At 45.6% G+C, this 25597-nt stretch carries 30 protein-coding genes; 12 read left to right on the top strand and 18 right to left on the bottom strand.

The window, feature by feature from the left end; translation table 11 throughout:
• The first annotated feature begins 470 nt into the window (after nucleotides 1-470).
• Nucleotides 471-1457, top strand: coding sequence for an RNA polymerase sigma factor, RpoD/SigA family (locus N0824_RS02655; RefSeq protein ID WP_002737778.1), 987 nt, complete (start codon nucleotides 471-473; stop codon nucleotides 1455-1457).
• Nucleotides 1458-1603: 146 nt separating this feature from the next.
• Here the strand turns inward: N0824_RS02655 and N0824_RS02650 are convergent, their stop codons facing one another.
• Together N0824_RS02650 and nblB are read right to left on the bottom strand one after the other, a co-directional pair.
• Nucleotides 1604-2695: a tetratricopeptide repeat protein gene (locus tag N0824_RS02650; RefSeq protein ID WP_108935592.1), complete on the bottom strand. Its 1092-nt coding sequence runs from the start codon at nucleotides 2693-2695 to the stop codon at nucleotides 1604-1606.
• Nucleotides 2696-2768: 73 nt separating this feature from the next.
• Complete coding sequence (gene nblB, locus N0824_RS02645) at nucleotides 2769-3434, bottom strand: phycobilisome degradation protein NblB (protein WP_108935591.1); 666 nt, start codon at nucleotides 3432-3434, stop codon at nucleotides 2769-2771.
• Between the two features lie 44 nt (nucleotides 3435-3478).
• Here nblB and N0824_RS02640 point away from each other — a divergent pair, with 44 nt between their 5' ends.
• Entirely contained in the window at nucleotides 3479-4228 is a 750-nt protein-coding gene (locus N0824_RS02640) for a tetratricopeptide repeat protein (protein WP_108935590.1), read from the top strand.
• 21 nt (nucleotides 4229-4249) lie between these two features.
• Here the strand turns inward: N0824_RS02640 and N0824_RS02635 are convergent, their stop codons facing one another.
• Entirely contained in the window at nucleotides 4250-5203 is a 954-nt protein-coding gene (locus N0824_RS02635; protein ID WP_108935589.1) for an ABC transporter ATP-binding protein, read from the bottom strand.
• Nucleotides 5204-5605: 402 nt separating this feature from the next.
• On the opposite strand from N0824_RS02635, the gene N0824_RS02630 reads away from it, so the two are divergent.
• On the top strand, nucleotides 5606-5806 hold the full coding sequence (locus tag N0824_RS02630) for a hypothetical protein (protein WP_002735656.1): 201 nt from the start codon (nucleotides 5606-5608) through the stop codon (nucleotides 5804-5806).
• Nucleotides 5807-5902: 96 nt separating this feature from the next.
• Here N0824_RS02630 and N0824_RS02625 read toward each other — a convergent pair whose 3' ends face one another.
• Nucleotides 5903-6724 (bottom strand): sulfotransferase, encoded by an 822-nt coding sequence (locus tag N0824_RS02625; RefSeq protein WP_108935588.1) that lies wholly within the window; start codon nucleotides 6722-6724, stop codon nucleotides 5903-5905.
• A 90-nt stretch (nucleotides 6725-6814) separates the two neighbouring features.
• Between N0824_RS02625 and N0824_RS02620 the strand changes: the two genes are divergently transcribed.
• Entirely contained in the window at nucleotides 6815-7756 is a 942-nt protein-coding gene (locus tag N0824_RS02620) for a hypothetical protein (RefSeq protein ID WP_108935587.1), read from the top strand.
• Between the two features lie 764 nt (nucleotides 7757-8520).
• Here N0824_RS02620 and rpmE read toward each other — a convergent pair.
• The 11 genes from rpmE to N0824_RS02565 form a co-directional block, all read right to left on the bottom strand.
• The gene (rpmE, locus tag N0824_RS02615; protein ID WP_002801083.1) at nucleotides 8521-8754 is read right to left on the bottom strand and encodes a 50S ribosomal protein L31; all 234 of its coding nucleotides are present in this window, start codon (nucleotides 8752-8754) and stop codon (nucleotides 8521-8523) included.
• A gap of 19 nt (nucleotides 8755-8773) precedes the next feature.
• The gene (rpsI, locus tag N0824_RS02610; protein ID WP_002737094.1) at nucleotides 8774-9187 is read right to left on the bottom strand and encodes a 30S ribosomal protein S9; all 414 of its coding nucleotides are present in this window, start codon (nucleotides 9185-9187) and stop codon (nucleotides 8774-8776) included.
• Nucleotides 9188-9191: 4 nt separating this feature from the next.
• On the bottom strand, nucleotides 9192-9647 hold the full coding sequence (gene rplM / locus N0824_RS02605; protein WP_002780818.1) for a 50S ribosomal protein L13: 456 nt from the start codon (nucleotides 9645-9647) through the stop codon (nucleotides 9192-9194).
• Between the two features lie 40 nt (nucleotides 9648-9687).
• A complete protein-coding gene (gene truA / locus N0824_RS02600; RefSeq protein WP_108935586.1) occupies nucleotides 9688-10503 on the bottom strand; it encodes a tRNA pseudouridine(38-40) synthase TruA in 816 nt (271 codons plus the stop codon).
• A 2-nt stretch (nucleotides 10504-10505) separates the two neighbouring features.
• Nucleotides 10506-10856, bottom strand: a complete 351-nt coding sequence (gene rplQ / locus N0824_RS02595) for a 50S ribosomal protein L17 (protein ID WP_002760055.1) — start codon at nucleotides 10854-10856, stop codon at nucleotides 10506-10508.
• Nucleotides 10857-10877: 21 nt separating this feature from the next.
• Nucleotides 10878-11819: a DNA-directed RNA polymerase subunit alpha gene (locus N0824_RS02590; RefSeq protein ID WP_108935585.1), complete on the bottom strand. Its 942-nt coding sequence runs from the start codon at nucleotides 11817-11819 to the stop codon at nucleotides 10878-10880.
• Between the two features lie 193 nt (nucleotides 11820-12012).
• Nucleotides 12013-12405: a 30S ribosomal protein S11 gene (gene rpsK, locus N0824_RS02585; protein ID WP_002735413.1), complete on the bottom strand. Its 393-nt coding sequence runs from the start codon at nucleotides 12403-12405 to the stop codon at nucleotides 12013-12015.
• A 39-nt stretch (nucleotides 12406-12444) separates the two neighbouring features.
• On the bottom strand, nucleotides 12445-12828 hold the full coding sequence (gene rpsM / locus N0824_RS02580; RefSeq protein ID WP_002735415.1) for a 30S ribosomal protein S13: 384 nt from the start codon (nucleotides 12826-12828) through the stop codon (nucleotides 12445-12447).
• A 93-nt stretch (nucleotides 12829-12921) separates the two neighbouring features.
• Nucleotides 12922-13035: a 50S ribosomal protein L36 gene (gene rpmJ / locus N0824_RS02575; RefSeq protein ID WP_012593611.1), complete on the bottom strand. Its 114-nt coding sequence runs from the start codon at nucleotides 13033-13035 to the stop codon at nucleotides 12922-12924.
• 127 nt (nucleotides 13036-13162) lie between these two features.
• Nucleotides 13163-13393, bottom strand: a complete 231-nt coding sequence (gene infA / locus N0824_RS02570) for a translation initiation factor IF-1 (protein ID WP_002737109.1) — start codon at nucleotides 13391-13393, stop codon at nucleotides 13163-13165.
• A 291-nt stretch (nucleotides 13394-13684) separates the two neighbouring features.
• Complete coding sequence (locus tag N0824_RS02565; protein ID WP_108935584.1) at nucleotides 13685-13951, bottom strand: YciI family protein; 267 nt, start codon at nucleotides 13949-13951, stop codon at nucleotides 13685-13687.
• Between the two features lie 160 nt (nucleotides 13952-14111).
• On the opposite strand from N0824_RS02565, the gene N0824_RS02560 reads away from it, so the two are divergent.
• A complete protein-coding gene (locus N0824_RS02560; RefSeq protein ID WP_108935583.1) occupies nucleotides 14112-14663 on the top strand; it encodes a 2'-5' RNA ligase family protein in 552 nt (183 codons plus the stop codon).
• A 429-nt stretch (nucleotides 14664-15092) separates the two neighbouring features.
• Nucleotides 15093-16559, top strand: a complete 1467-nt coding sequence (gene glcD / locus N0824_RS02550; RefSeq protein WP_108935581.1) for a glycolate oxidase subunit GlcD — start codon at nucleotides 15093-15095, stop codon at nucleotides 16557-16559.
• A 16-nt stretch (nucleotides 16560-16575) separates the two neighbouring features.
• Here glcD and N0824_RS02545 read toward each other — a convergent pair whose 3' ends face one another.
• The gene (locus N0824_RS02545; protein ID WP_108935580.1) at nucleotides 16576-17331 is read right to left on the bottom strand and encodes a creatininase family protein; all 756 of its coding nucleotides are present in this window, start codon (nucleotides 17329-17331) and stop codon (nucleotides 16576-16578) included.
• 74 nt (nucleotides 17332-17405) lie between these two features.
• Between N0824_RS02545 and N0824_RS02540 the strand changes: the two genes are divergently transcribed.
• The 3 genes from N0824_RS02540 (at nucleotide 17406) to phoU (ending at nucleotide 20316) form a co-directional block, all read left to right on the top strand.
• Nucleotides 17406-18158: a response regulator transcription factor gene (locus tag N0824_RS02540; RefSeq protein WP_108935579.1), complete on the top strand. Its 753-nt coding sequence runs from the start codon at nucleotides 17406-17408 to the stop codon at nucleotides 18156-18158.
• A 47-nt stretch (nucleotides 18159-18205) separates the two neighbouring features.
• Nucleotides 18206-19525, top strand: a complete 1320-nt coding sequence (locus N0824_RS02535; RefSeq protein WP_108935578.1) for a cell wall metabolism sensor histidine kinase WalK — start codon at nucleotides 18206-18208, stop codon at nucleotides 19523-19525.
• Between the two features lie 122 nt (nucleotides 19526-19647).
• Nucleotides 19648-20316, top strand: coding sequence for a phosphate signaling complex protein PhoU (gene phoU, locus N0824_RS02530; RefSeq protein ID WP_108935577.1), 669 nt, complete (start codon nucleotides 19648-19650; stop codon nucleotides 20314-20316).
• Nucleotides 20317-20365: 49 nt separating this feature from the next.
• Here the strand turns inward: phoU and N0824_RS02525 are convergent, their stop codons facing one another.
• Nucleotides 20366-21235 (bottom strand): ABC transporter permease, encoded by an 870-nt coding sequence (locus N0824_RS02525; protein WP_108935576.1) that lies wholly within the window; start codon nucleotides 21233-21235, stop codon nucleotides 20366-20368.
• A 313-nt stretch (nucleotides 21236-21548) separates the two neighbouring features.
• Here N0824_RS02525 and N0824_RS02520 point away from each other — a divergent pair, with 313 nt between their 5' ends.
• On the top strand, nucleotides 21549-22025 hold the full coding sequence (locus N0824_RS02520) for an NAD(P)H-quinone oxidoreductase subunit N (RefSeq protein ID WP_002747620.1): 477 nt from the start codon (nucleotides 21549-21551) through the stop codon (nucleotides 22023-22025).
• Nucleotides 22026-22171: 146 nt separating this feature from the next.
• On the opposite strand, the gene N0824_RS02515 is transcribed toward N0824_RS02520, so the two are convergent.
• Complete coding sequence (locus tag N0824_RS02515) at nucleotides 22172-22459, bottom strand: hypothetical protein (RefSeq protein WP_108935575.1); 288 nt, start codon at nucleotides 22457-22459, stop codon at nucleotides 22172-22174.
• 295 nt (nucleotides 22460-22754) lie between these two features.
• On the opposite strand from N0824_RS02515, the gene gltX reads away from it, so the two are divergent.
• Nucleotides 22755-24197, top strand: a complete 1443-nt coding sequence (gltX, locus tag N0824_RS02510) for a glutamate--tRNA ligase (RefSeq protein ID WP_108935574.1) — start codon at nucleotides 22755-22757, stop codon at nucleotides 24195-24197.
• Nucleotides 24198-24458: 261 nt separating this feature from the next.
• A complete protein-coding gene (locus N0824_RS02505) occupies nucleotides 24459-25541 on the top strand; it encodes an ATP-dependent 6-phosphofructokinase (RefSeq protein ID WP_108935573.1) in 1083 nt (360 codons plus the stop codon).
• The last annotated feature ends 56 nt before the right edge of the window (nucleotides 25542-25597 follow it).

Here is a 25597-nt window from a genome sequence, read left to right as displayed (position 1 = left end):
CCGCAAAAATTACATCTCCCTTTGCTGGTTTTGATCAGTCATTATATATATAGAAGTCGGTTCTCGGCTGTTAGTCTTCCTCTCAAAGCTGAGGGCGAAAGGGTCGGAAGTCAGCCAAATTGTTTATGACTAATCGGGAAAATCACCTTTTTGTCTTGTAATCTTACCTAACAGTATCAGCGGCACTGCCGAGGATTCGGGAAAAAGCGACCCAAAAACAAGCGATTGTAGTTGATAGTTCTAGGCTGTAATACTTTTGTTCTAAATGTTGGGGGAAAAAGGATAAACCTAACATCATACCAAAGAATGAATTAGCTTTGAACCTTTAGGGGATTGTCTGCGTCTAAAAGCGCAGGATACAATCAAAGGAATTCCGAATCGAACTCATACCGACTTCAGATAAGCCAGACTCACCCGCGAGTCGGAATAGTAACAGACTTTTTCTGTGTCAAGGAGTCACCACCAAACCAATGCCCACAGCAAAAACCAACCAAACTCAACCACAGCCCACCCTCAATGCCGATATGGTGCGTACCTATCTGCACGAAATTGGGCGGGTTCCCCTCCTAACTCATGAACAAGAAATTATTTACGGCAAACAAGTCCAACGGATGATGAGCCTGTTAGAAGCGAAAGAAGCACTATCGAAACAATTAGGACGGGAACCACAGCGCTTGGAGTGGGCGGATTCGGTGAATTTAAGCGAAAATGAACTGGATCGCGCCTTGAAAACTGGCGATCGAGCTAAACGGAAAATGATTGAAGCTAACCTCCGCTTGGTGGTTGCGATCGCCAAAAAATATCAAAAGCGGAACATGGAATTCCTAGATCTAATTCAAGAGGGTAGTCTGGGATTAGAAAGAGGTGTAGAGAAATTTGATCCCACCAAAGGTTATAAATTTTCTACCTATGCTTACTGGTGGATTCGGCAAGCGATTACTCGTGCGATCGCTCAACAAGCCCGCACCATTCGTTTACCCATCCATATCACCGAAAAACTGAATAAAATCAAAAGAACCCAGCGCGAACTCGCCCAAAAACTGGGCAGAAGTGCCACTCCCGCCGAGATTGCCCTGGAATTAGAGCTAGAACCCGCTCAAATCCGCGAATATCTCAGTATGGCTCGTCAACCCATCTCCCTTGATGTGCGCGTCGGCGATAACCAAGATACGGAATTGTCGGAATTATTAGAAGATAGCGGAGTTTCTCCCGATACCTTCATCACCCAAGAGTTATTACGGCAAGACTTAGCCAATCTCCTGGCCGAATTAACCCCCCAACAACGGGAAGTGATTACTCTCCGTTTCGGTTTAACCGATGGCAAAGAGTTATCCCTAGCCAAAATCGGTCAGAGAATGAACATCAGTCGGGAACGAGTGCGACAATTAGAACACCAGGCCCTAGCTCATTTACGCCGTCGCCGGGCCAACGTCAAGGAATATATTGTCGCTAGTTAGTAAAATTAGCAAATAAGTAGGTAGGCGTTAAAAATTATCAGATGCCCCCCTGATCAAGGGGGGATCAAGGGGGGATTAAAGGCAAAATCCATTTTTAATTTAATTATAACCAGCTACTTAACTGATCACTGATCACTGATCTGGTTTTACTCAAGCAACTTCTTCAGCAGGGCATCCACTTCCTCCAGGCCAGATTGATTATTTTTCAGGACATAAACCGCTCGCGCTTGCTTAAAAGCTTCCTCCGCCTCTTTTTTTCGTCCCCGGCCCGCGTAAGCCCGACCGAGATTAAGATAGACATCGGCGTTATTGGGGGCGATTTCGGCCAAATCTTGATAGGCGATAATTGCTGCAAGATAATCTTTTCGGGCCAGATGGATGCGACCGATTCCCGCTTGTGCTTCCAAAGATTGGGGCTGCAGGAAAACAGCCCGACGATAAAAGGGGAGAGCTTCGTCAAAACGCTCTTGTTTTTCGAGTAAAATCCCTATTTTTAGCTGAATTAAAAAATTTCCTGCATTTTGTCGTTCTATTTCTTTTAAAATCTGGGTTCCGCCATTTAAATCGCCCTGTTTGAGCAAAAGGCTGGCCAGTTGCAATCTTAATTCACTATTGTTAGGGAATCTTTGCAGGGATTTTTGGAGAAAATCGAGGGCTTCGCTGCTTTTATTCTGTTCAATCAAGGCTTTGCCCATGATTTCGTGGGCTTGCTGATTATTGGGATCGAGAGCTAAAACCCATTGGTAAACTTCGCCTGCTTTAGCATAGTTTTTTTGCCGTAATAATACCACCCCTAAACCGAGGTAGTGTTGGACGTTTTTCGGTTCTATTTGGATAGCGTAGTAGTAAGCGGTGGCTGCATTGTCATAATCGCCGATATTAGCCAAACTATAACCGAGAGCATGGAAAAAGTCGGGATTACTCGGATCGAGACTTAAAGCTTTTTGGTATGCTTGGGCGGCGGCGTTATAATCCCCTTGCCGCGTTTGTAAAAAGCCGATCCCGGAGAAAATTTTGGCATTATTGCCATCAAGGGCGGCAGCTCGCTCGTAAACGGCTATAGCTTCTCCATAATTGCCATTTCTGACCAATTGCCGCGCTTGACGCAGTAGTTCGTTAACCTGTGAATTCTTGCTCACGATTGCCCCCCCGGAATTATCAGCGATCGCAATTGAGGGAGAGAAACAGCCCCCCGCGAGGAGACTGACGAGCAAGATTAGACGGGTAAATTGTTTCATCGCTTTACCTTTGTTAACGATTCTTAATTAAAGTTTATTGTAAATAGTATTGACAAAAATCCACTATTCTGCATTACCCTTGAACGAGATTATTGCGGGCCTCTTGGGCGACTTGGGCGCTTTTGTCGCCGGTTAACTGGGTCAAAATAGCGATCGCATCTTGCCCCCCTAAGCGACCTAAAGCTTGAGCGAGACGATAGCGCAGTTGCCAGTCATCATCACTAGCCAAGGGAACGAGTAAAGAGACGGCGCGAGGGTCGCCTAGTTCCCCAAAAGCACTAACGGCGGCCGTTTTTACCAACTCATTATCGGAGTTTAGGGCGATTTCGAGCAGTTCAAAGCCCCGGGGTTCCCCCAATTCGCCCAAAGCGGCCACAATGCTAAATTGAATTAACCAGTCGCTGGATTGTTGATAGACGGCCACCAGATCATCGTAGGCTGCCGTTAATTTTAACCCCCCGATCGCATCGGCCGCGGCCGCTTTCACGTCTGCTTCCGGATCATTTAACAAACGATCACGCAGAATAGTTAAGGTCAGATCAAGATTCTGATGACCGAGTATATCTAACTGACTTACCGCCGAATAACGCACCCTAGCGTTACTATCGTTAATTACAGGCTGTAACATCTCGAAGGCGATTTCTGGGGCTAAATAACGCAGTTGATTAACTCCCGATAAGCGATCGCCATAATCATCGGAATCGAGCAGCCGTTGCACGGATTCGGGGGAATAATTCATAATTTGATGACACCCTTAACAATTGGACTGGTATTAATTGTCCCATGAATAGTTATCGACTCCTGACTATCTCGATCATCTTTAGTTCCCCGGTTTTTTGGGGCTGTAGTCCCCCCTCTCCCCCTAAAAAAGAACCTACGGCTAAGATAATCATTTCTCCTTCTCCCAGTCCGATTATTTCCCCATCGGACATTAAAGCCGCTAATCGTTATCGTCAATTGGGATTACAGTATCGTCAACAGGGAGATTTTATCAAAAGTATTGAGGCTTTAAAAAAATCGGTACAGTTAAACCCCAATCATCTGGACGGGAGAGTAATTTTAGGTTGGACACAACACCTCGCTAAACAACCTTTAGCGGCACAAACGACCCTAGAGGAAACGATTAAAATTGCCCCCGATCATGTGGCCGCTTATAATGCTTTGGGTATTGTTTATCTAGTGGCTGGTGATCTTGAAAAAGCCGTAGTCACTCATACTAAAGCCGCTAATTTAAAACCCAATAATGAAATCGCCTACTATAATTTATCCCTCGCCTATCATCGCCTAAAAGATTTTAAGTCAGCTATTACTAACGCTGAAAAAGCAGTTAAATTAGAGCCAAATAATCCCCATCCTCTTGTGGCTTTGGCAATGGTTTATTTAGACCAAGGTGATAGTAAAAAAGCGCGGGATACCTATAGAAAGGCTAGGGATTTAGACGGTCGTTATCGCCAAAAATGGTTTCTGGCACATCTGAAGGAAGCTGGTTTTAGTCAGGAGCAAATTCAATTAGTCGAAAAGTTACTATCCTAGATTTAAAATTATTATTTCCCCTTAAGATGCCTGTCGATGTCCCAGTTTTAGGAAAATAGTTTCTAAATCTTCGCTGCAAGTATAAAACTCGCTTAAAGTCAGACCAGAAACGACTAAAGATTTCAACAATTCGGCACTATCTTCTAGGGTTCCCGTAAATTTAACCCGGAGAGTATTAGTATTAATAATTTTTTGCCAACTTTCCACAAAAACACATTGTTTAAGAGCGGTTTCTAAGGCTTCTAAATTGCCTAGAGTCGTAATCTGCAAGTATTGACCTGCTAGACGTTGATTTAATTCTTGTAAAGAGGTACTTTCCACTAGATAACCTAATTCCATGATACCCACAGAACTACAAAGTTCGGCTAAATCACTAAGGACATGGGAAGAAATTAAAATAGTCATACCTGCCGATTGTAAGACTTTAATAATCTCACGAAATTGTAGGCGAGCGATCGGGTCTAATCCAGAAACCGGTTCATCGAGAAGTAAAATTAAAGGTTCATGGATAATGGTTCGGGCTAAACTTAAACGTTGTTTCATTCCCCGGGACAAAGTAGCGATCAAATTATGGCTTTTATTGGTTAATTGTACCAGTTCTAGAACCTCATAAATGCGGCGATGACGTTGGGAGCGAGGGATATGATAAAGACGGGCAAAATAATCCAGATAATTCCAGACATTTAGGTCATCATAGAGGGGAAAATTATCGGGTAGATAACCTAAATTTCTTTTGATACGGGGATTACTCTCATCTCTTAAAAGACGTTCTCCGTGCAGATATATTTCTCCCGTTGTCGGTTCTTCTGCTGCCGCTAACATCCTAATTAAAGTGGTTTTTCCCGCTCCATTTGGACCGATTAACCCGTAAACTTCCCCCGCTTCAATCTGTAAATCCACTTGATTAACAGCACCATGGCGGTCAAATTGTTTCGTTAAACCAACGGTAGCAATGGCTAATTCGGGTGCGTTCATAAAGTTTTTTAGTTAGGTTCTGAGGGTGACTCGCTAACCACGAATACAGGGTTTATCTCCCATGACTTCCGCTGGTTGTTGTTAAATTGTTTAAGTCTTAATATCTTCTCAATTTTTTGATAATTGACCACTGTTACATTTGGTAAATCGAGGAGTTGATCAAAATTTATCCCCATAACCTACCTCCTATTCTGTATTAATATTATAACATCCTCACACAGAACCTAGAAGAGCTGCCTCATCTTCTGAGCATTCATAATTGATCGGTAAATACCTTGTATAAGAAGATTCCAGGCGAAAAAAAGCCAAAAAGTAGCGGACTGTATAGCGCGGCACTACATCTCAGAAAAAACCTCTTACAATGGAGATAAGAATGATCGGAGATCAATGGGGGTGAACGTCATGTTAGTTATTTTAACCGACGAACACATTCTCGATACGGGTTCTGTGTGTCAGGGCTGTCTTTTAGCCAACCAGCAGGGGCAACCCCGGTGGCGAGAGGGTAAACTAGGCTGTGGTCACTCCTTGGGCAAAGGAGGAAGCCAACAGCCCAATCTCTACGAGTGTCAGATGGGCTTTACAATTGCTAATATTGAAGGCTAATCAGACTGGCTAAAGGCTCAACTTAGGGTTGAGTTAGGGGGGTTTTCTTTGGACGCGGAGGAGAGAATCAAGGCTATTGCTAATCCCCAATTCAGCTTAGATACAATGACAATAATGGCTGAGGGTTTCGTAGCATTGATCGTAGGCTTTTTGGGCTTGGGTTAAAACATCGTCGGAAATTTCTATATCTAATTTTCTGGCTTGTTTAATAATTTTACCCGCTTTGATATTCTCGGAGGAATCCCCTATCCCACGAGTGCCAGTGGTTTTTAAAACTCGATATTCTTCAGAAAATCCTGTTTTAGTATCGAGATGACTTTGTAAACTATTAAAGACCAATTGACTTTGGTTTAATACCTGATCGTGGGTGATAAATAAACTCTTTTCTTGGCTGTTAATTAATCGAGCATAACTTTCTAGGGTGGCTAAACGACCAGTATAATAACCCAGGGCGTGCTGCTCATTGTGATGGGGTTTAATATCTAGAATACTAGCTAAAGTGCGCTTCGGTTCTCGTAGTAAAAATATGGTCTTAACCGCATCAGATTGTAAAAAACTATGATCCAAAAACTTCTGATCGTGAAGAACTTTATCTAAAATATATTTATGATTCATGTTTAAATCTTTCAAACGCCAGTAGAGTTTAAACATTAAAGCTTTAAAATCCTGTTCACGCTCATAAACCAGATGAGTTTCGCCAAAACCGATAATTTCAGGGTTAGAATTGAGGATATGGGTCAATAAAGACGAACCCGATCGCATATGGCTAAGGATAAATAAAACCTGATAGGGTTGGGGACGAAAGAGAATTTTATAGGGGTCTTTGGGTGTATCAATGCGTACCTGAAAATACTTATAAGTTAAACGATGGGTTAAACCCTGCCAAGATTGGGGTAAGCGATCGAGGGCTATAGTCATAGGTTAATCAGGAATTGTGTCAACTTGTCGCTAAGATTCCCCTATAATGTATCCCATTTAAGACCCAAACAAAAGTGAGGTTTATACAAAATGGGATTGCCAAGTTGTTCGCTCTGGTTTTTTACGGCGCGAACCGATGTCTGGTTTATGATGAACACTATTCCCCATCTAGTCAAAATGAGTCAGTTTCCCTTCCAGGAAAAGGTACTCGCTATTGACACAGCCCCTTTAAGCGGGGACAAGGTTAATCGCCCCGGACTGGGTACAATGGAGGAATTAAGAGCCTGTGGTGAAAAATTAGTTGAAGATGGCATAATCGATCGCCTAGTGGATTTTAACTACGATCCCAGCTATCGTCAGCGTATCTATCAAAAGCATTTCGGCAGTCCCCTCCGTTCCACCCATAACTACAAAGGTTATCCGATTTTTGGCTCAATCTTCAAAATCGAGTCCTGTCGCAGTGATTATATGGTCCATTATGACAGTGACATGATGCTCTACCAAGAACCGGATTACAGTTGGATCCGCGAAGGGATCGAGTTAATGGAAACCCATCCAGAAATGATGTTTGTGCGTCCTTTGTCCGGTCCACCGCGGCCCGATGGTACGATTTATTCTCAGCATCCTTGCACAAAAAATCCCGACGGATTCTATCAATTTAAATTTTTTGGCAGCCGTGCCTATCTACTTAATTGTCGTCGCTACGATCGCCTTTTACCGATGACCCCCCTCTGGCGCTCTTATAAAAATACCTTTCTCGATCACTTACCCGATGGTTTAAAAGCTTGGGGCAATATTTTGACCGGCAAAGGAAAACTCGACTCTTGGGAAATTATGGTTTCTCGCTCCCTAGAACAAAGCAACTATTATCGCGCCACTCTCACCAATGCCAAGGGTTGGACTCTGCACCCCAACGAGCGCTCTGCCGCTTTTAGGCAAGCTTGGCCGACTATTATCCAAAAAATCGAAGCGGGTGTTTATCCACCGCCCCAAGCTGGTTATTATGACCTGATCCCCGAATTATGGTACTAAGAGAGCCTTAGTTTTCTAGATTTGAGGTGAGCGCTCTTTCAGGACTCTGGCAAAAGTCTTACAGTCTCTAAACTCTAGCTCTCTTATGGGGTAAGTCTTCAAGCTATCGCTAACTAGGGTTTGCTGAATAAATCTAAAAACCTTGTTGGATAATATCTTTAGGCTTTTTTGAAATCAAAAAGTGCCAGCGATTGGAGTGATTGGGGGGAAATTTAGGGACTTTTTCCCTGAAAATTAGGTAGGGTTTGCGGCAAAAAGTTTGTTGGTGGGGTTAGGAGTCAAGAGTCAAGAGTCAGTAGCCGGTCGTTTCAGGCTTTGTTGTCCTCTTTTTTTTGTACCAGTTTGTATACTCAAAGAAGGATAATGCAAGGTTTTTGAAGGTCTTAATCCTATTTTCGCAGCATGAACATCGGATTTTAGCAGGTCAAAAGCCTTATTTTAAAAGGGTTTTACCATTATTCAGCAAACCCTTGGTAATTGACTCCCTGAAAATGGGTAAAACCCCACACCCCACACCCCACACCCCACACCCTGCCACCAGGAAAAACTTTTTGCCGCAAACCCTAACTAACAGAAACCAGAAATTTGAGTTTTTATTAGAAAAAAAGTTAGCGTTCCCTTGTCAAGCAAGGGTTTCAGAATCTAGATTCGGTCAGGGATTTCCGAAAGTCCCAGAATAGCGAGCAAGACTCTACCAGCCTAAAAATAGCAAAAAACCCGGCGGAGAAATCTCCCCACCGGGTCAAAAAGGCAAAAGTAAAGAATTATTTCTGCTCAGCCTTTTTGCTTGACTTATCGCCCATTTTGTACTTACGCAAGAAGCGATCGACCCGGCCTTCCGTATCGATCATCTTCTGGGTTCCCGTATAAAAAGGATGATTACCCGACCAAACCTCCACATGAATTTCTGGTTTTGTCGAACCCACCGTCATCACCAGTTCACCATTACAGATCACCTTAGCTTCCGGATACCAAGTAGGATGAATTTTTTTCGGCATAATAAACCTCTCTATTAACCTAACGTTTCGAGTATTGAGGCGCTTTGCGCGCTTTGTGAAGACCGTATTTTTTCCGTTCCTTCGCCCGGGGATCCCGGGTCAGATAACCTTCACTCTTGAGGGGAGGACGATTTTCCGGTGCTAATTGACATAAAGCTCTAGCGACACCCAATTTCACCGCGTCCGCTTGGCCGGTCAAACCACCGCCCTCGGCCTTAACGATGATATCGTACTCATTTTCCAGTCCCAAAGTCTCCAGAGGAGCTTTAATCGTCTGGATATAGGTGGGAATGCGGTTAAAATGGGTTTCCCCATCGCGACCGTTAACGGTAATTGCCCCCGTCCCCGGCACCAGACGCACGGAAGCGACCGCCGATTTGCGTCGTCCCGTTCCCCAATAAACTACCTTATTTTTACTGTCCGTGGCTTGCATTGACTTAATTTCCTCCTGCGGGAATCGTATTAATCGCTAAAACTTCCGGTTGTTGTGCCTGATGGGGATGTTCCGCACCGGCATAAACTTTCAGTTTCGTGAACAATTTCCGACCTAAGCTATTTTTCGGGAGCATTCCCTTAACAGCGTGTTCGATAATTCGTTCGGGAATGCGTTTTTGCAGTTTATCGAAGGTTTCTACCTTCATACCACCCGGTCTGCCGGAGTCGCGGCGATAAACTTTCTGTTGGCGTTTTTTGCCCGTCACCGTCACTTTTTCGGCGTTAATAACAATGACAAAATCCCCCGTATCCAGATGGGGGGTGAAGGTGGCTTTATTTTTGCCCCGTAGAATCATAGCGATTTCGGTGGCCAGACGACCTAGACGCTGATCGGCCGCATCAATGACGTACCATTTCTGCTCTAGAGTCTCTAAATTTGGTAGAGGTGTTTTGTTCATGGTCAGTTTGCCTTGGTTTACAAAAATAAACTTTGAATCTCTATGCTCGGAAATAATAAAGAGGCTGAGTCTCGCACCAGACGCTATCGGCAAAGGGAAAATCAGCGTAACCCACCCGCAGTAAACATAGTCCTTTAGCTGGTGCGGCGTATTTGACCAATTCTCGGCGCTGATTGACCCAGATGTCGGTAAAGTTTTCTAGCGATCGCTCACCGGTTCCCACCTCTACCAACATTCCCACCAATAGGCGCACCATCCCGTACAAAAAGCCATTGGCTTGAATTTCCATCTGTACAAACGGCCCCTGACGGTAGCATTCCACCCCCTGTACTTCTACCCAAGAATGGTCACGACTAGAGTTAGCACGGTGAAAGGCGGCCAGATGGTGCTTGCCCAATAGGGGCCGTAAGGCCCTGGCCATCAAATCGGCATCGAGGGGACGATGGTAGTAGTGCCAACTAAAGGGGCTAACAAAGAGATTGGGGATGGGGTCGGTATAGAGGGTGTAACGATAACGTCGCCAGAGGGCCGAGAAACGGGCGTGCCAGCGATCGGGAACCTGAGCCGAGGCCCGAATGACGATATCGTCATCTAGCCGAGCATTGAGAACCTTGGCCCAATGGGCAGGTGGGATCGGACTCTGCTGCTGGAAATGGGCAACTTGGGCGGCGGCGTGAACACCGCTATCGGTACGTCCGGCCCCGTGCAGAGTGACGGCATGACCGAGAATATCGGCCAGAGCCTTCTCGATTTCTTCCTGCACGCTCCTGTGATGGGGTTGCCGTTGCCAGCCGTGGAAATTAGTTCCCACATACTGGATAACTAGGGCGATCCGCGACTGGGGGCAAGCTGTCATCGTTACATCAGTTCGATAATCGCCATGGGGGCATTATCCCCGCGACGGCGCAGGGTACGCACGACCCGGGTATAACCGCCGTTACGGTTGCCATAACGGGCTTGTGCGCCTTCAAAGAGGGCGTGAACCAGTTGTTTATCGTAGATGTAGCCCATGGCTTGGCGACGGGCGCTCAGGGAACCGTCTTTAGCTAGGGTGATAATGTGGTCTACCTCTGCTCGCACCGCTTTTGCTTTCGCTAGGGTGGTGGTGATCTGACCGTGTAGAATTAGCTGCGTGGCCAAGCTGCGCAGCAGTGCCTTTCTTTGGTCAGCCGGCAGACCCAATTGAGGCACTTTACACCGATGTCTCATGGTATTTTCCTGGAATTGGGTTTACTTGCTTTTTTCTTGGGGTAGGGTGATTCCTAACCGTTTTTGTAGGGCTTCAATGACTTCTTCGGCCGATTTCTGCCCAAAGTTTTTGATTTCTAAGAGATCTTCTTGGCTGTAATCGAGGAGGTCGGCTACGGTGTTGATCTGCGCTCGCTTCAGGCAATTGTAGGCGCGCACGGATAATTGTAGTTCCTCGATCGGAATTTGGTTTTCTTGGTTGATCTCTTGGTCGTCAAAGTTACCGGAGGCTTCGAGGGCGTTGAGATCCTTGAGCGGGTTAAAGAGATTAACCAGCATATCGGCCGCTTGGGAAAGGGCTTCTTTGGGGTTAATGCTCCCGTTTGTCCAAATTTCTAAGAGCAGACGATCTCTAGCTTGACCGCTTTCGGAACGGATATCTTCGACGCTGTAGTTGACTTTGGTTACGGGCATAAAAATTGAGTCGATTTGCAGAAAGTCCAGCGAAGTGGCTTCTTCTTTACTGCGATCAATCGCCCGGTAGCCTTTGCCTTTTTCCACGCGAAATTCCATCTCTAGCTTGGCCCCTTCGGCCAGGGTAGCGACGTACTGATTGCGATCAACTATCTCGATTTCTGAGGGTAAATCGAATTGTGCCGCCACTACTGTCGCCGGTCCAGTTGCCACTAAACGCCCGATCTGGGTTTGATTGGTGTAGCTTTTCAGGATGATTTCTTTCATGTTGAGCATGAGTTCCATCACGTCCTCGCGTACTCCTTCGACGGTGGCAAATTCGTGATTGACTCCCGCGATCCGCAGGGCCGTCACGGCCGCCCCTTCCAGATTGGAAATGAGAATCCGTCTCAGGGCATTACCTACGGTCGTACCCTGGCCTCTTTCCAGAGGCTCTAGTACGAATTTACTGTACTGACTCTGATTCTTGTAAGTTTTTGCTTCTACACACTCGATTTGAAATTGCGCCACCGATTGACCTCCCTTGTTCAGTTTTCAGTTATCAGTTATCAGTTATCAGTTTTCTTTGGCTTTCAGCCTTTAGCGTTCGGCGTTTAGCTTTTTGAGCAGATGGTCTTTGACGACCCGATTCTGCTGCTGATGCGCTCAAAGCTAACGGCTGTCGGCCTCCAGATCCCTGTCACCTGAAAAAGCTGTTCACTGTTTACACTCTCCGGCGTTTGGGAGGACGACAACCATTGTGGGGGATGGGAGTCACGTCCCGGATCAGGGTGATTTCTAATCCTGCTCCTTGCAGGGCCCGGATTGCGGTTTCCCGTCCTGCCCCGGGGCCACTAACCATCACTTCTAGTTGACGCATTCCCTGTTCGATCGCTCGGCGGGCGGCGTTATCGGCGGCGGTTTGGGCGGCGAAGGGGGTTCCTTTTTTGGCTCCTTTAAAACCACTCGATCCCGCCGATGCCCAAGAGATCACATCGCCTTTGGTATCGGCGATCGTGACAATGGTATTGTTGAAGGTCGATTGAATGTGAGCGACTCCGGTAGGAATATTTTTCTTCTGTTTTTTCGGTCCGGTTTTTTTGGTTGGTCGCGCCATAGTTTTTCTTGATTGGGGGATATCGCAATGAATAAAAAATTATTTCTTGGAGGGGGCTTTTTTCTTCCCTGCCACTGTCACCCGACGACCGCGACGGGTCCGCGCATTGGTTCGCGTCCGTTGCCCGCGCACGGGTAATCCTAGCCGATGCCGACGACCTCGATAGGTGCCGATATCGGCGAGGCGTTTAATGTTCATCGCCTCCCAGCGTCTCAAATCCCCCTCGATTTGATAATTTGTTTCGATATAAGTCCGTAGCGCCGCCACGTCTTCATCGCTGAGATCCTTGACCCGAGTGTCAGGGTTAACACCCGTCGCAGATAAGACTTCTTGGGAACGCGATAGACCCACTCCGTAGAGGTAGGTCAGGGCGATTTCCACACGCTTATCGCGAGGTAGGTCTACACCAGCTATCCTTGCCACGCTTTTTCTTTCTCCCTATGAACGATTTTTTTTCCAAAAACGACTACAATTAACGGTAACGATTCTCTGCCCCAAGACAGTGACTTTGGTGATTTAACCTTGTCTCTGCTTGTGTTTGGGGTTAGAACAAATTACCATGACTCGACCGCGCCGACGGATGACGCGGCACTTTTCGCACATTTTTTTGACAGACGCTCTAACTTTCATGCCTAAGTATTCTGGCAACACTGCAAGCTTATTATTATATCAGATTTCTTTTACCCGTGTCACCTATTTTTTTAAAATAAATTTGGCCGCTTATTAGACTTTTTGGCTTCTCTACCCCTATTTATCGCTATTTTTTTTGATTTTTCAGGCGATAGGTGATTCTGCCTTTGGTTAGGTCGTAGGGGGTCAGTTCCACCTTGACTCGATCGCCGGGGAGGATTTTGATATAATTACGGCGGATTTTGCCAGATATATGGGCTAAGACGTTGAAACCGTTATCTAAATCCACCCTAAACATGGCGTTGGGCAAAGATTCGGTGACGGTTCCTTCCATTTCGATGAGATCTTGTTTAGACAAAGTTAATTCCTCAATTTCACTGGGGACAATTTAATGATCGGCAGCAGCAACCGCGCTGTTAGCACAATTCCCCTAGTATAGCTTATCAGTGATCAGTTATCAGATGTAAGTTTTCAGTTCACAGCAAAAAAGCTCCTCATCTTCCCTCTCCCATCTCCTGACTCCACTCCCCACCCCCATCTCCCTAATACTAGGCAGTATTAACGAGTAATATTTAGATAATCAACAGTTTAACATTGCTGTCTTTTCACTGATTACTGATTACTGTTCACTGTTCCCTGAAAAGCTGGATTATTCTACGACAATTCGCCATTCATGTAGTTCATATTCCACACAACCATTCTCGATTAAAGGATCGCGAACTATAATTGCTTGGGCTTCCTCAAGAGAATCGGCCTTAAATAATAACATTCCGCCGCCCCTTTCTGCCCAATAACCGGTTTTTGCTGCTCGTCCTTGGCTAATTAAATCACGCACATAGTCCTTATGGGCGCTGACATAGCGATCGAAGGTAGCTTTATCAACAATGCCTTTTTCTATCTTGACAAACCAGGGCATAAATTCTCAGTAGGCTAGGACGGATTAACAACCCTATAATTATACCGATTAATCTTGGCTGTCGAGGGTGCAATGTAACAGAGCTATACAATTAGCTAGAGTTGTTGAAGACTGCTAGAATCGAGGTGACAGCTTCATTTCTGTAGCTTTGCTTGCTTCCATGAATCAACCCCAAGGATCTCTATTTTTTATCGCACTTTTGCCGCCGCCAGAAGTACAGGAAATTGCCACAAAAATCAAGGTAGAGTTTGCAGAAATTTACAATAGTCGCGCCGCCCTGAAATCGCCTCCCCACGTCACTCTCCAACCCCCTTTCCGGTGGAATTTAGAACAATTACCGGATTTAGAAAGATGTTTAGAGAAATTTGCCCGCTTGCACGCTCCTATTCCCCTAATTCTCCAGAATTTTGCCGCCTTTAAACCGCGAGTCATTTATATTAATGTCCAGAAAACCCCAGAATTATTAACCCTACAAAAACGGCTTTTACAGCAGCTAGAATCTTCCTTGAATATCAGCGATAATGCCTCAAAAAGCCGAGCTTTTTCGCCCCATTTAACCGTTGGCTTCCGAGATTTAACTAAAGATAATTTCTGGAAAGCTTGGTCAAAATATGCTGATCAAGAGCTATTTTTTGAGGTGATGATCGATCAAATTACCCTCCTAATTCATAACGGTAAGCACTGGGAAATTTATCGGGAATTTTCTCTATAATCCGGACTCTTGCAGGTTTCTGCGGCTGCATCTGATTTTTGTAAATCTACTAAGTTGGGATTTTTAAGGGGAAACTCTCTACTAAAATCGGGCGTTACTTTCGATTTTTTTCCTCAATCCAAGCTTTTGGGGGGTAGAACCCCCCAAACCCCCCGTTGGGGGCGTGGCGCCGCCCCCAAGCCCCCCGCGCATTAGTTTTTCGGTGGGATGCTTACAGACGGCTGCTGATATATCTGTAATAATTTAAAAGTCACCGATAATTGCTGATTGTCGGTATTGCTGCAAGTGCGAGATGCACCCGATTTCTACAGAGGAGGGGGTTCTAGTGGTAAAATAGGAGAGAGCAGTTTTTAAAGCTTCATTTCTGGCTTTTTTGCAAAATTTTAACCTATAGAGCGATTTTATGGCGACTCCGCCGCCCTGAAACCTATGTTACTCAAAAATCCCCCGAAAATCTCCCCCAATCTGATCAAACAGCTAGAAACGATCCTCGGTAAAGATGGAGTCATCCGTCGCAAAGATGAATTATTAACCTACGAGTGCGATGGTATCACAGGATACAGACAAAGACCCGCTCTTGTGGTATTGCCCCGCAGCACCGCAGAAATTGCGGCGGTGGTGAAACTCTGTCACGATAACGAGATTGCCTGGGTAGCGAGGGGGGCAGGAACGGGCTTATCGGGAGGGGCGTTACCCTTAGAAGAGGGGATTCTCATCGTCACAGCGCGGATGAATCAGATTCTCAGGGTTGATTTAGATAATCAAAGGGTGGTGGTACAGCCCGGGGTGATTAATAATTGGGTGACGCAAGCGGTAAGCGGGGCGGGATTTTATTATGCACCGGATCCCTCTAGTCAAATTATCTGCTCAATCGGCGGTAATGTGGCGGAAAATTCCGGCGGGGTTCACTGTTTAAAATACGGTGTCACTACCAATCACGTTATGGGCTTAAAAATCGTCCTTCCCGATGGTTCAATTATCGATGTGGGGGGGGCAGTACCAGAACAACCGGGCTACGATTTAACCGGTTTATTTGTGGGTTCCGAGGGAACTTTAGGCATCGCCACGGAAATCACCTTAAGAATTCTGAAAACTCCGGAATCTATCTGTGTTTTACTGGCCGATTTTACCAGTATCGAGGCGGCGGGCCGAGCGGTGGCGGATATTATTAAATCGGGAATGATTCCGGCGGGGATGGAGATTATGGATAATCTCAGTATCAACGCCGTGGAAGATGTGGTAGCTACCGGCTGTTATCCCCGGGATGCCGAGTCAGTTTTATTAGTGGAATTGGATGGTTTAGGGGTAGAAGTAACCAGTAATAAACATCGGGTTGCCGAGATTTGCCGTCAAAATGGGGCGAGAAATATCACCACGGCTAATGATGCCGAAACCCGCTTGAAACTCTGGAAGGGCAGAAAAGCGGCTTTTGCGGCGGCGGGGAAAATTAGCCCTAATTATTTTGTGCAAGATGGGGTGATTCCCCGCACTCAATTGGTGTATGTTCTTCAGGAAATTAAGGCTTTAAGTGAAAAATACGGCTATAAAATCGCCAATGTTTTCCACGCCGGTGATGGTAATTTACACCCGTTGATTCTCTACGATAACAAGGTAGAGGGGGCCTGGGAAGAAGTGGAAGAATTAGGCGGTGAAATTCTCAAACTTTGTGTGCGGGTTGGGGGCAGTTTATCGGGAGAACACGGTATCGGCATCGATAAAAATTGTTATATGCCCGCTATGTTCAACGAGATTGACTTAGAAACTATGGGCTATGTGCGGGATTGCTTTAATCCCAAAGGTTTGGCTAACCCGGGGAAATTATTCCCCACCCCGCGCAGCTGTGGGGAAGCTGCTAATGCCAAAATACAAGGGTTTGCGGGGGTGGATGTGTTTTAGGTTATAGCAGTTATCTTCATGGTGACAAAGGACAAGAGAGCCATTCCAGATAAGTATTACTCAATTCTTTCACGGCTAATTCATAGAATCTCTGACCGTGTTCGGGAGTCGCTAAGGCAGGATTGGAACCCATACGACCATCGGGGTAATTTTGGCGAAAATTAGCCGCACCGTAAATACCATGACCAGAAGCCACTTTTTCGGATAAAAAGGCATTTTTAAGGCTCTCAGGGTAAAGATACTGAGTTAAGGCCACTTCGCTCGGTGTAGCGTGGGAACCTTCCTGCTCTCCATACAATTCTTTGGCTAAAAGATAAACATCTCGCACCATAAACCAATTGGCCACTTGACATTTAACCTCGTTTGTGTTAGGCAAATTAAGGGAATCCAAATGATAATAGGTTTCCGAAAAAGCTGCTTTTAGGGTAGCAATATTGCCCCCATGACCATTAATAAAGAAAAATTGACGAAAACCGGCTCTAGCTAAACAAGTCACATAGTCAAGGATGACTTGAATCAAAGTGCTAGGACGAAGGCTAATTGTACCGGGAAAAGCCGTATGATGTAAGGCCATACCGACATTTAAGGTCGGTGCTACCATTGCTTGTACCTGTGTCCCTACTCCTTTAGCGATCGCCTCAGCACAGAGAGCATCTGTACCAATTAGTCCCGTCGGCCCGTGTTGTTCCGTGGAACCAATAGGAATAATAATTCCTTGAGATTGTTCTAGATAGGATTCCACCTCTAACCAGGTAGATAACTGTAATAACATTCGGCTCTACCTCTCCAAAACGAGTGCGGGTTGACAAATTGAGATAAAATTAGGACGAATAATCAAGTATTTTTATGTTAACCCTTGACAACCCCCCCTTGTCGGCGAGTGCGGATTTCGTTCCCAATCATCGGATTTTAATCGTCGAAGATGAAGAAGTGATTCGGGATATGATTATTTTGGCTTTGCAAGAAGAAGGTTACGAGGCACTCGGTGTTAGTGATGGTCGCGCTGCCCTAGAATTACTGCAAAGTCAAGAATCCAATCACGGTGAGTCTCGGTTTGATTTGGTCGTTTTGGATTTAATGTTACCCCAAGTCAACGGTCTTGATATCTGCCGTCTGTTGCGCTATCACGGCAATATTATTCCGATTTTAATCTTAAGTGCTAAGGCCAGCGAAACCGATCGAGTTTTGGGTTTAGAAGTGGGTGCCGATGATTATCTGACTAAACCCTTTAGTATGCGAGAATTAGTCGCTCGTTGTCGCGCTCTCATTCGTCGTCAAGGATTTACTTCTCTAGCGGCTGCTCCCGTGCGGAAATTCCGCGATGTTCTCCTCTATACCCAGGAATGTCGGGTGACGGTGCGAGATGAAGAAATCAGCCTTTCTCCTAAAGAATTCCGTCTCCTCGACCTATTTATGAGTTATCCGCGCCGAGTTTGGTCAAGAGAGCAGTTAATTGAACAAATTTGGGGACCAGATTTTTTAGGAGACACCAAAACCGTCGATGTTCACATTCGCTGGTTACGCGAAAAACTGGAAATCGATCCCAGTCAACCGGAATACCTGATTACTGTACGCGGTTTCGGTTATCGTTTTGGCTAGGTGAGCGATTATATTTTCCCGATTAGCGATCGCCGCTCGCGCAGACAATGACTATTTTCGCTTTTATTTTGGGAGTAGTTTTAGGTTTGAGTATTTGTTACTGGCAAGTCTCACGCTTAAATAGAGAGTTAAAGCGAACCCTAAGCGCTCTCTCGGATTCGGCGGATTTGTCGGCTTCTTTTCCCGTTACCTCCCTAGTGCGTCGAGAATTACAGTTTCTCTCCCAAAGTCTGCAAGAGCGAGAAAAGAGCTTAGAAATTCAGAAATCCTTGCTAGAAAGAGCGCCGATCGCCTATCTTCATGTGGATGCCGATAATCAACTGCTCTGGTGCAATCAACAGGCAATAACCCTCTTAAAACTCGATCGCTGGCAGCCAGATCAAGTGCGTCTGCTGCTAGAATTGGTGCGCTCCTACGAATTAGATCAATTAATTCAAGAAACTCGCCAAAAACAGAGTCCACAGGTGCAAACTTGGACTTTTTACCCGACTAATTATCCTGTCACTCCCATTAGCGATCACCAAGTGATTGCTCCTAAATCGATTGCCTTGAAAGGTTACGGTTATCCCTTGCCGGAAGGTCAAATCGGTGTATTTATCGAAAATAGACAGCCTTTAGTGGAATTATCGCAAAATCGCGAACGAGCTTTCTCTGACTTAACGCACGAGTTACGCACTCCCTTAACCTCCATTTCTCTCCTCACCGAAGCTTTACAAAAACGCCTGCAAGCTCCCGAAAGACGCTGGTTAGAACAAATGGCGAAAGAAGTGGAGCGTTTGAGCCAATTAGTCTGCGATTGGCTAGAAATTAGCGAATTACAAGCGGATGCTGGTCGATCTTTACAATACCAGATGATTAATCTACAGGATCTAATCACCGCCGCTTGGCAGACTGTCACCCCAATAGCCGCCCAAAAACAGATTAGCTTAGATTATTCCTCTCCGGTGGATTGGACGCTGGAAGTCGATCGTTCTCGTCTGCTGCAGGTTTTCCTGAATCTCTTTGATAATGCCATCAAGTATAGTCCCGATCGAGGGAAAATACGCCTAGAAATTCGGGAAATATCCGACACTATCGGGGAAAAATTGCTTAAAATTGACGTTATCGACAACGGCAAAGGATTTAACGAAGCGGATCTACCCTACGTTTTCGATCGTCTCTTTCGCGGAGATCCTTCCCGCACCCGTCAAAAACAAGGCACAAAGGATTATAGTACCGGTTTAGGTTTATCGATTGCTAAAGAGATTATTCAAGCCCATGGCGGTTCGATCGTCGCTCAAAATGATCCTAACACCGGCGGCGCTCGCCTACAAGTCACTCTCCCCCGTCAAAAAAAGGAGGTGGGAATTATGAATTATGAATTATGAATTATGAATTGGGGAGAGGGGAGAAAAAATTCTGTCAAGTTCTCTAGACAACCGTGCAAAATCTAAAATTTTCTTGTTATGACTGTAGAGAAAGAGTAGTTTTATGTTAAGCGAATCTGACCGTGAGCCTATCCAAAGAAACCAATCATCGCGATCGCACCTATTTCGCTCGTTCTCTCCAGCGATTGGAACAGGATGTGCTGAGAATGGGAACCTTGGTCGAAGAATCCTTTCGTCTTAGCCATCAATCCCTTTTTGCTAGGGATTTGGAAATGGCGAAAAAAATCGCCCCCCTTGACAAGGAAATCGATCGCTACTATCGTCAAATCGAGTTAGATTGTGCCACTCTCATGACTCTACAGGCTCCCGTAGCCCAAGATTTGCGGCTTTTAAGTGCTTTTATGCAATTAGTGCGCGATTTAGAACGGATCGGCGATTATGCCAAGGATTTAGCTGAAATAGCGCTCAAGTTATTCGCCTATACTCCCCACGATTGTATGGATGAGATCGAGGCTATGTCCCACCATGCTCAGTATATGTTAGCCACGAGTCTGGTTGCTCTGGCCGACCTCGATCAAGAAGCCGGTCCAAAGGTCAAAGAACTAGATAATACGGTCGATCGAGCCTATGACTATCTTTATCACACTCTCGCCCATCAAAGAGATATTAAGGGTGTGGTGGAACCGATCCTGCTGATGGCTTTACTAATCCGTCATCTAGAACGTATGGCCGATCATGCCACCAATATCGCCCAAAGGGTATCCTACATCGTTACCGGACAGAGAGGCTGAGGGTGTGGAAGTTCCTCAGATGATTTCTCTCGAACTCTGGCCCTCGCTTTTAGCGTTTACGACTCAGGGGGTTTAAAATTTCACTTAACCCCTCTCCCAACAGAGATAAACCCACCACCATCGTGGTCATTGCTAATCCGGGAAATAAAGTCGTCCACCAGATACCCGTAGATAAATCCGCCAAAGCTTCCTTGAGATCATGACCCCATTCCGGCACTTCTTCCGGTAATCCTAAGCCTAAAAAGCCTAAACCGCCTAAAACCAAGATCGCATCCGCCGCGTTGAGGGTAAAAAGAACCGGGACACTCTGGACGACATTAAAGAAAAGATATTTTGATAGTATCCGGCTAGGACTAGCGCCGATCGCTCGTGCCGCTTCGATAAATAACTCATTTTTTACGCTGGCGGTTTGATTTCTGACCACGCGAAAATATTGGGGAATATAGGCAATGCTAACAGCGATGGCGACATTGACCACACCACGACCCAAAACGAAGGCCAGAGCCACCGATAATAATAACCCCGGCAAGGTGTAGAGGGTATCCATGAGGAAGAGGAGAACGCGATCGATCTTACCCCCCAAATAACCGCTAATTAACCCTAAAGGAACCCCGATGACTAAAGACAATCCTGTGGCCAAAAATACCACGGACAAGGCCGCCCGGGCCCCGAATAGGGTGCGGGAAAAGACATCGTAACCGCGCACATTCGTCCCGAACCAATGGGCAAAACTGGGGGCTTGTAGGGGATAATTGCTTAAAATGTCGGTTGGATCCTGAATCAGGCCGATCGCTTGCAGAAGGGGCGAAAACAGGGCAATCAGGATAAAAATAATTGTCAATACCAACCCAACCCCTAGGAGCTTAGTGGTTAGGTTGGGTTTCAGAAAAGGATCGATCGGCAATTTAACAGGAGTCATCGACAAAATTTAGCCATTGCATAGAACGCTAATTGTAGAAGACAAGGCTAACCTGAGACAAGAGCAGTGTTTTTTTCAGACAGCCGGGGCCGAAACGACCATAAACCAGAGCAAGACTGCTAACGCTAAAACAGTTAGTTTAATGAGGATATAAAGCAGTCCGTTGGGATAAAGGAGATCGTGAAACATATTGCCTCCTTGGGAGAGTAGCGATTGTCTCTCTCTATCTTTGATCTTAAGTCTTTTTCTGTTCACCTGACGCACAACTTAACAAAACGTGCGATTATAGGGAAAAAGATTTTTTTTACTAGCTATGGCATTACTGACCACAGGAAAACCATTTATTCGCGATCTGGAACAATACGGTGCTTTAGGCGTTTACGCACCCTTAGAAGGGGGTTACGAGGGACGCTATCAAAGACGTTTACGGGCCACTGGTTACAATGTCCTGCATATCACCGCTAGAGGTCTAGGCGATTTAAGTGCCTATCTTACCGGCATTCATGGAGTCCGTCCCCCCCATTTAGGTAAAAAAAATATCGGTCGGGAAGCAGCCGTGGGACCGGTTTATTTTATTCCTCCCATTGCTACCTATCAATTGGAAAATTTACCCCCCAAATCTAAAGGTTTAGTGATTTGGATTATTGAAAGTTTTGTTTTATCCTCGGAAGAAAAACAATACTTAATTAATCTTAGTCAACAGGAACCCCGGTTAAAATTTGTCCTCGAATTGGGTGGGGAAAGATATTTCCGTTGGCAACCTTTGAGCAAATCTTTAATCGCTGCCTAAATTTCCCAAATAACACGGTTATTGAAATATCTCCCCCTCAACCCCTCTCCCCGGAGAGGGAAACTTCATTTATTGAGAGTTTGTTGTTCATCCCTCACCTTTTGGTAGCTATCCATTTTGAGAACTGATATTACCTCAAGATATAGCTAGAATCCCGTAGATTGCCAGCGCTGAAAGCGCCAAGGTTTTAACCAATAGGCTTTTATCTGTCTATTTCCTTCTTTCCAAGTGCATTGAATCTGAGAATTAGCAGGATTCGCACCACATTGGGGCTGAAGATTCAAAATACTGGAGATTTCCCTAGGATTAATCTGAGGATCGGAACCAAAACTTTTTTCGGCAATTCTTCTCTCCACTGCCACCTTATTAGTGGGAGTCAGATGGAAATAATCAGACTGGGTAAGCAAAATCGAAGATAATAGAGTTTCAAACATTGTGATTAATCGCAACCTCAGAGATAAAACCAATAGATATCTCCAAAATTTATAACCGACATTCCGCACATCTTCACATACTTTTATATATTTTTACATTCCCCAAGATGTTTTATTGTTCTTCGATTCCCCAGTGCGGTTACTCAGGGCTAACACTCCCAGCTTAATCGGTACAAAAGAACTGATAATTGCTGCTGGCAACCCTGGCTGAAAACTGTCTTAATTTTGCCAGTTGACCTAGGTGAATTTGCCATAACATGGGATATGGTTGCCGCAAAAACCTAGGAGTTAGATCGTGACAGTAAGAGTTCGTATTGCCCCCAGTCCCACGGGAAATTTACACATTGGAACCGCACGCACAGCCGTGTTTAACTGGCTTTTTGCCCATCATCACCGGGGTAAATTTATCTTGCGCGTGGAAGATACAGATTTAGAACGTTCTCGACCAGAATATACGGAAAATATTCAAGCGGGCCTACAATGGTTAGGACTCAATTGGGATGAAGGTCCTTTTTTTCAAACTCAACGTCTTAATTATTATCGTCAGGCTATTCAAACCCTGCTTGATCGAGGTTTAGCCTATCGTTGTTATTGTACCCCGGAAGAATTGGAAAAAATGCGGGAAGAACAAAAAGCCCGCAATCTTGCCCCCCGTTACGATAATCGTCATCGTTATCTCACCCCTGAACAACAAGCTCAATTCGAGCAAGGGGGGAGAAAAGCAGTAATTCGTTTTATTATTGACGATGATAAAGAAATTATTTGGCAGGATTTAATCCGGGAAAAAGTCATCTGGAAAGGTAGTGATTTAGGTGGCGATATGGTGATCGCTCGTACCTCGGAAAATGCCGAGGAAAACTTCGGTCAGCCTCTTTATAATTTAGCGGTAGTTGTTGATGATATTGATATGGAAATTACCCATGTTATTCGTGGGGAAGATCACATCGCTAATACGGCTAAACAAATTCTTTTATACGAAGCTTTAGGGGCAAAAGTGCCGGAGTTTGCCCACACTCCTTTGATCTTAAATCAGGAGGGTCGTAAGTTATCTAAACGGGATGGAGTCACTTCGATCGATGATTTCAGAAAACTGGGTTTTTTGCCGCAAGCTTTGGTTAATTACATGACTCTCCTCGGTTGGACTCCTCCCGATTCCACTGAAGAAATTTTTACCCTTGAAACGGCCGCTCAAGTGTTTAGTTTAGAACGGGTAAATAAAGCGGGAGCAAAATTTGACTGGACGAAATTGGATTGGATTAATAGTCAATATCTCCATCGTTTAACCGGTGAGGAATTAGTGCCTTTACTTCTCCCTTACTGGCAAGAAGCAGGGTATAATTTTGATGCTGAAACCGATCGAGCTTGGTTGATCGGTTTGGCTACTCTCATCGGTCCGAGTTTAACTCGTTTAAGCGATGCTGTCGCCGAAAGTCGTTTACTTTTAACCCCTCTGGCTAATTATAATCAGGAGGCTTTAAGTCAATTACAATTAGAGGGAGTTAAGGATATTATCAAGGATATTCTCGCCGCTATTACTCCCGATTTGACCGGAGAAGTTGCTAAGGGAATTGTGGAGACCACAACTAAAGCCCATCGGGTTAAAAAAGGTCTAGTGATGAAGTCTCTGCGGGCCGCTTTGATGGGGGAGTTACACGGTCCAGATTTAATGCAGTCTTGGCTACTTCTCAATCAAAAAGGTTGGGATCTATCCCGTCTTCAGCAAGCAGTAAATAGTTAAATTGATTAGCTATCAGTTATCAGAAAATTTCTTGCATATTAGGGTTGACAAATGCCCTAATATTGCTATATACTTTCTAGTATAATGGGAATCCGTGTCGCCCTGCATACCCTGCTCGTGATCGATTACTGAGGGGATGGGGGCGAATTTTTCGTTTTTTTCCCCTAGCTGTCAGGGACGATCTAGAAACTTTCTTAATTTTCAGGCATTATCCGCAACTTTTCCCTAAATATAGATTTGTTAATCTCCTGACAAAAACCTATGGGTGAAAAAAAACGAATTGGAATTCTCACCAGTGGTGGCGACTGTGCGGGTTTAAATGCCGCCATTCGTGCCGTTGTCCACCATGCCAGTGGCAATTATGGCTGGGAAGTGGTGGGTATTCGAGAAGCAACGAACGGATTAGTTAACCGTCCCCCCAAAACCACTATCTTTGATATTGAAGGAGTCGATCGCCTGTTAGTGATGGGAGGAACAATTCTCGGTACTACCAATAAGGGGGATCCCTTCGCTTTCCCGATGCCGGATGGAACCCTGATCGATCGCTCTCAGGACATCATCGACGGCTATCATAGTCTGGGACTGGATGCCCTGATCGGCATCGGTGGCGATGGTAGTCTGGCGATTTTGCGCCGTATTGCCCAACAGGGAGGCATTAATCTGATTGGTATCCCCAAAACCATCGATAATGATGTGGGAGCTACAGAAGTCTCCATCGGCTTCGATACAGCTACTAATATCGCCACAGAAGCCCTCGATCGCCTCCATTTTACCGCCGCTAGTCATAACCGGGTGATGATTCTAGAAGTTATGGGTAGAGATGCCGGCCATATCGCCCTGGCTGCCGGTATTGCGGGGGGGGCCGATATCATTCTCATTCCCGAAATTCCCTACCGATTAGAGAAGGTCTGCGAGAAGATCCGGCAACGGCAGCGTATGGATAAACAGTTTTCTCTGATTATTGTCTCCGAGGCTGTGCGTACCGAAACTGGCAATCGCCTAGTGCAGAAGGAAGCCCTAGGGGAAGATCGTCTCGGGGGTATCGGTCGCTATTTAGCCGAAGAAGTTGCCAGGGAAACCGGGGCCGAAACGAGAGTAACTTTCCTGGGCCACATTCAACGGGGGGGCATTCCTTCTCCGATGGATCGCTTACTGGGGGCGGCTTTTGGCGTGGCGGCCGTGGATTTGATCGCTCGGGAAGAATTCGATCGCATGGTGGCCTGGCAAAATCGGCAAGTGGTCAGTGTTCCCATTGAGGAGGCGATTAAAACCTATCGCGTCGTCGATCCCGAAGAAACTTTAGTCAAAACCGCCAGGGGTTTGGGTATTTGTCTAGGGGATTGAGATTAAATTTAGGGGAATCGGTGCGAGAATTAATCCTTAAGTATCGCCCTTTCCCC

This window comes from Microcystis sp. 0824, from assembly GCF_003112475.1.
Taxonomy (GTDB): Bacteria; Cyanobacteriota; Cyanobacteriia; order Cyanobacteriales; family Microcystaceae; genus Microcystis; species Microcystis aeruginosa_C.
The sequence above is the reverse complement of the archived record's forward strand: the minus strand, read 5'-3'. Positions and strand labels throughout refer to the sequence as shown.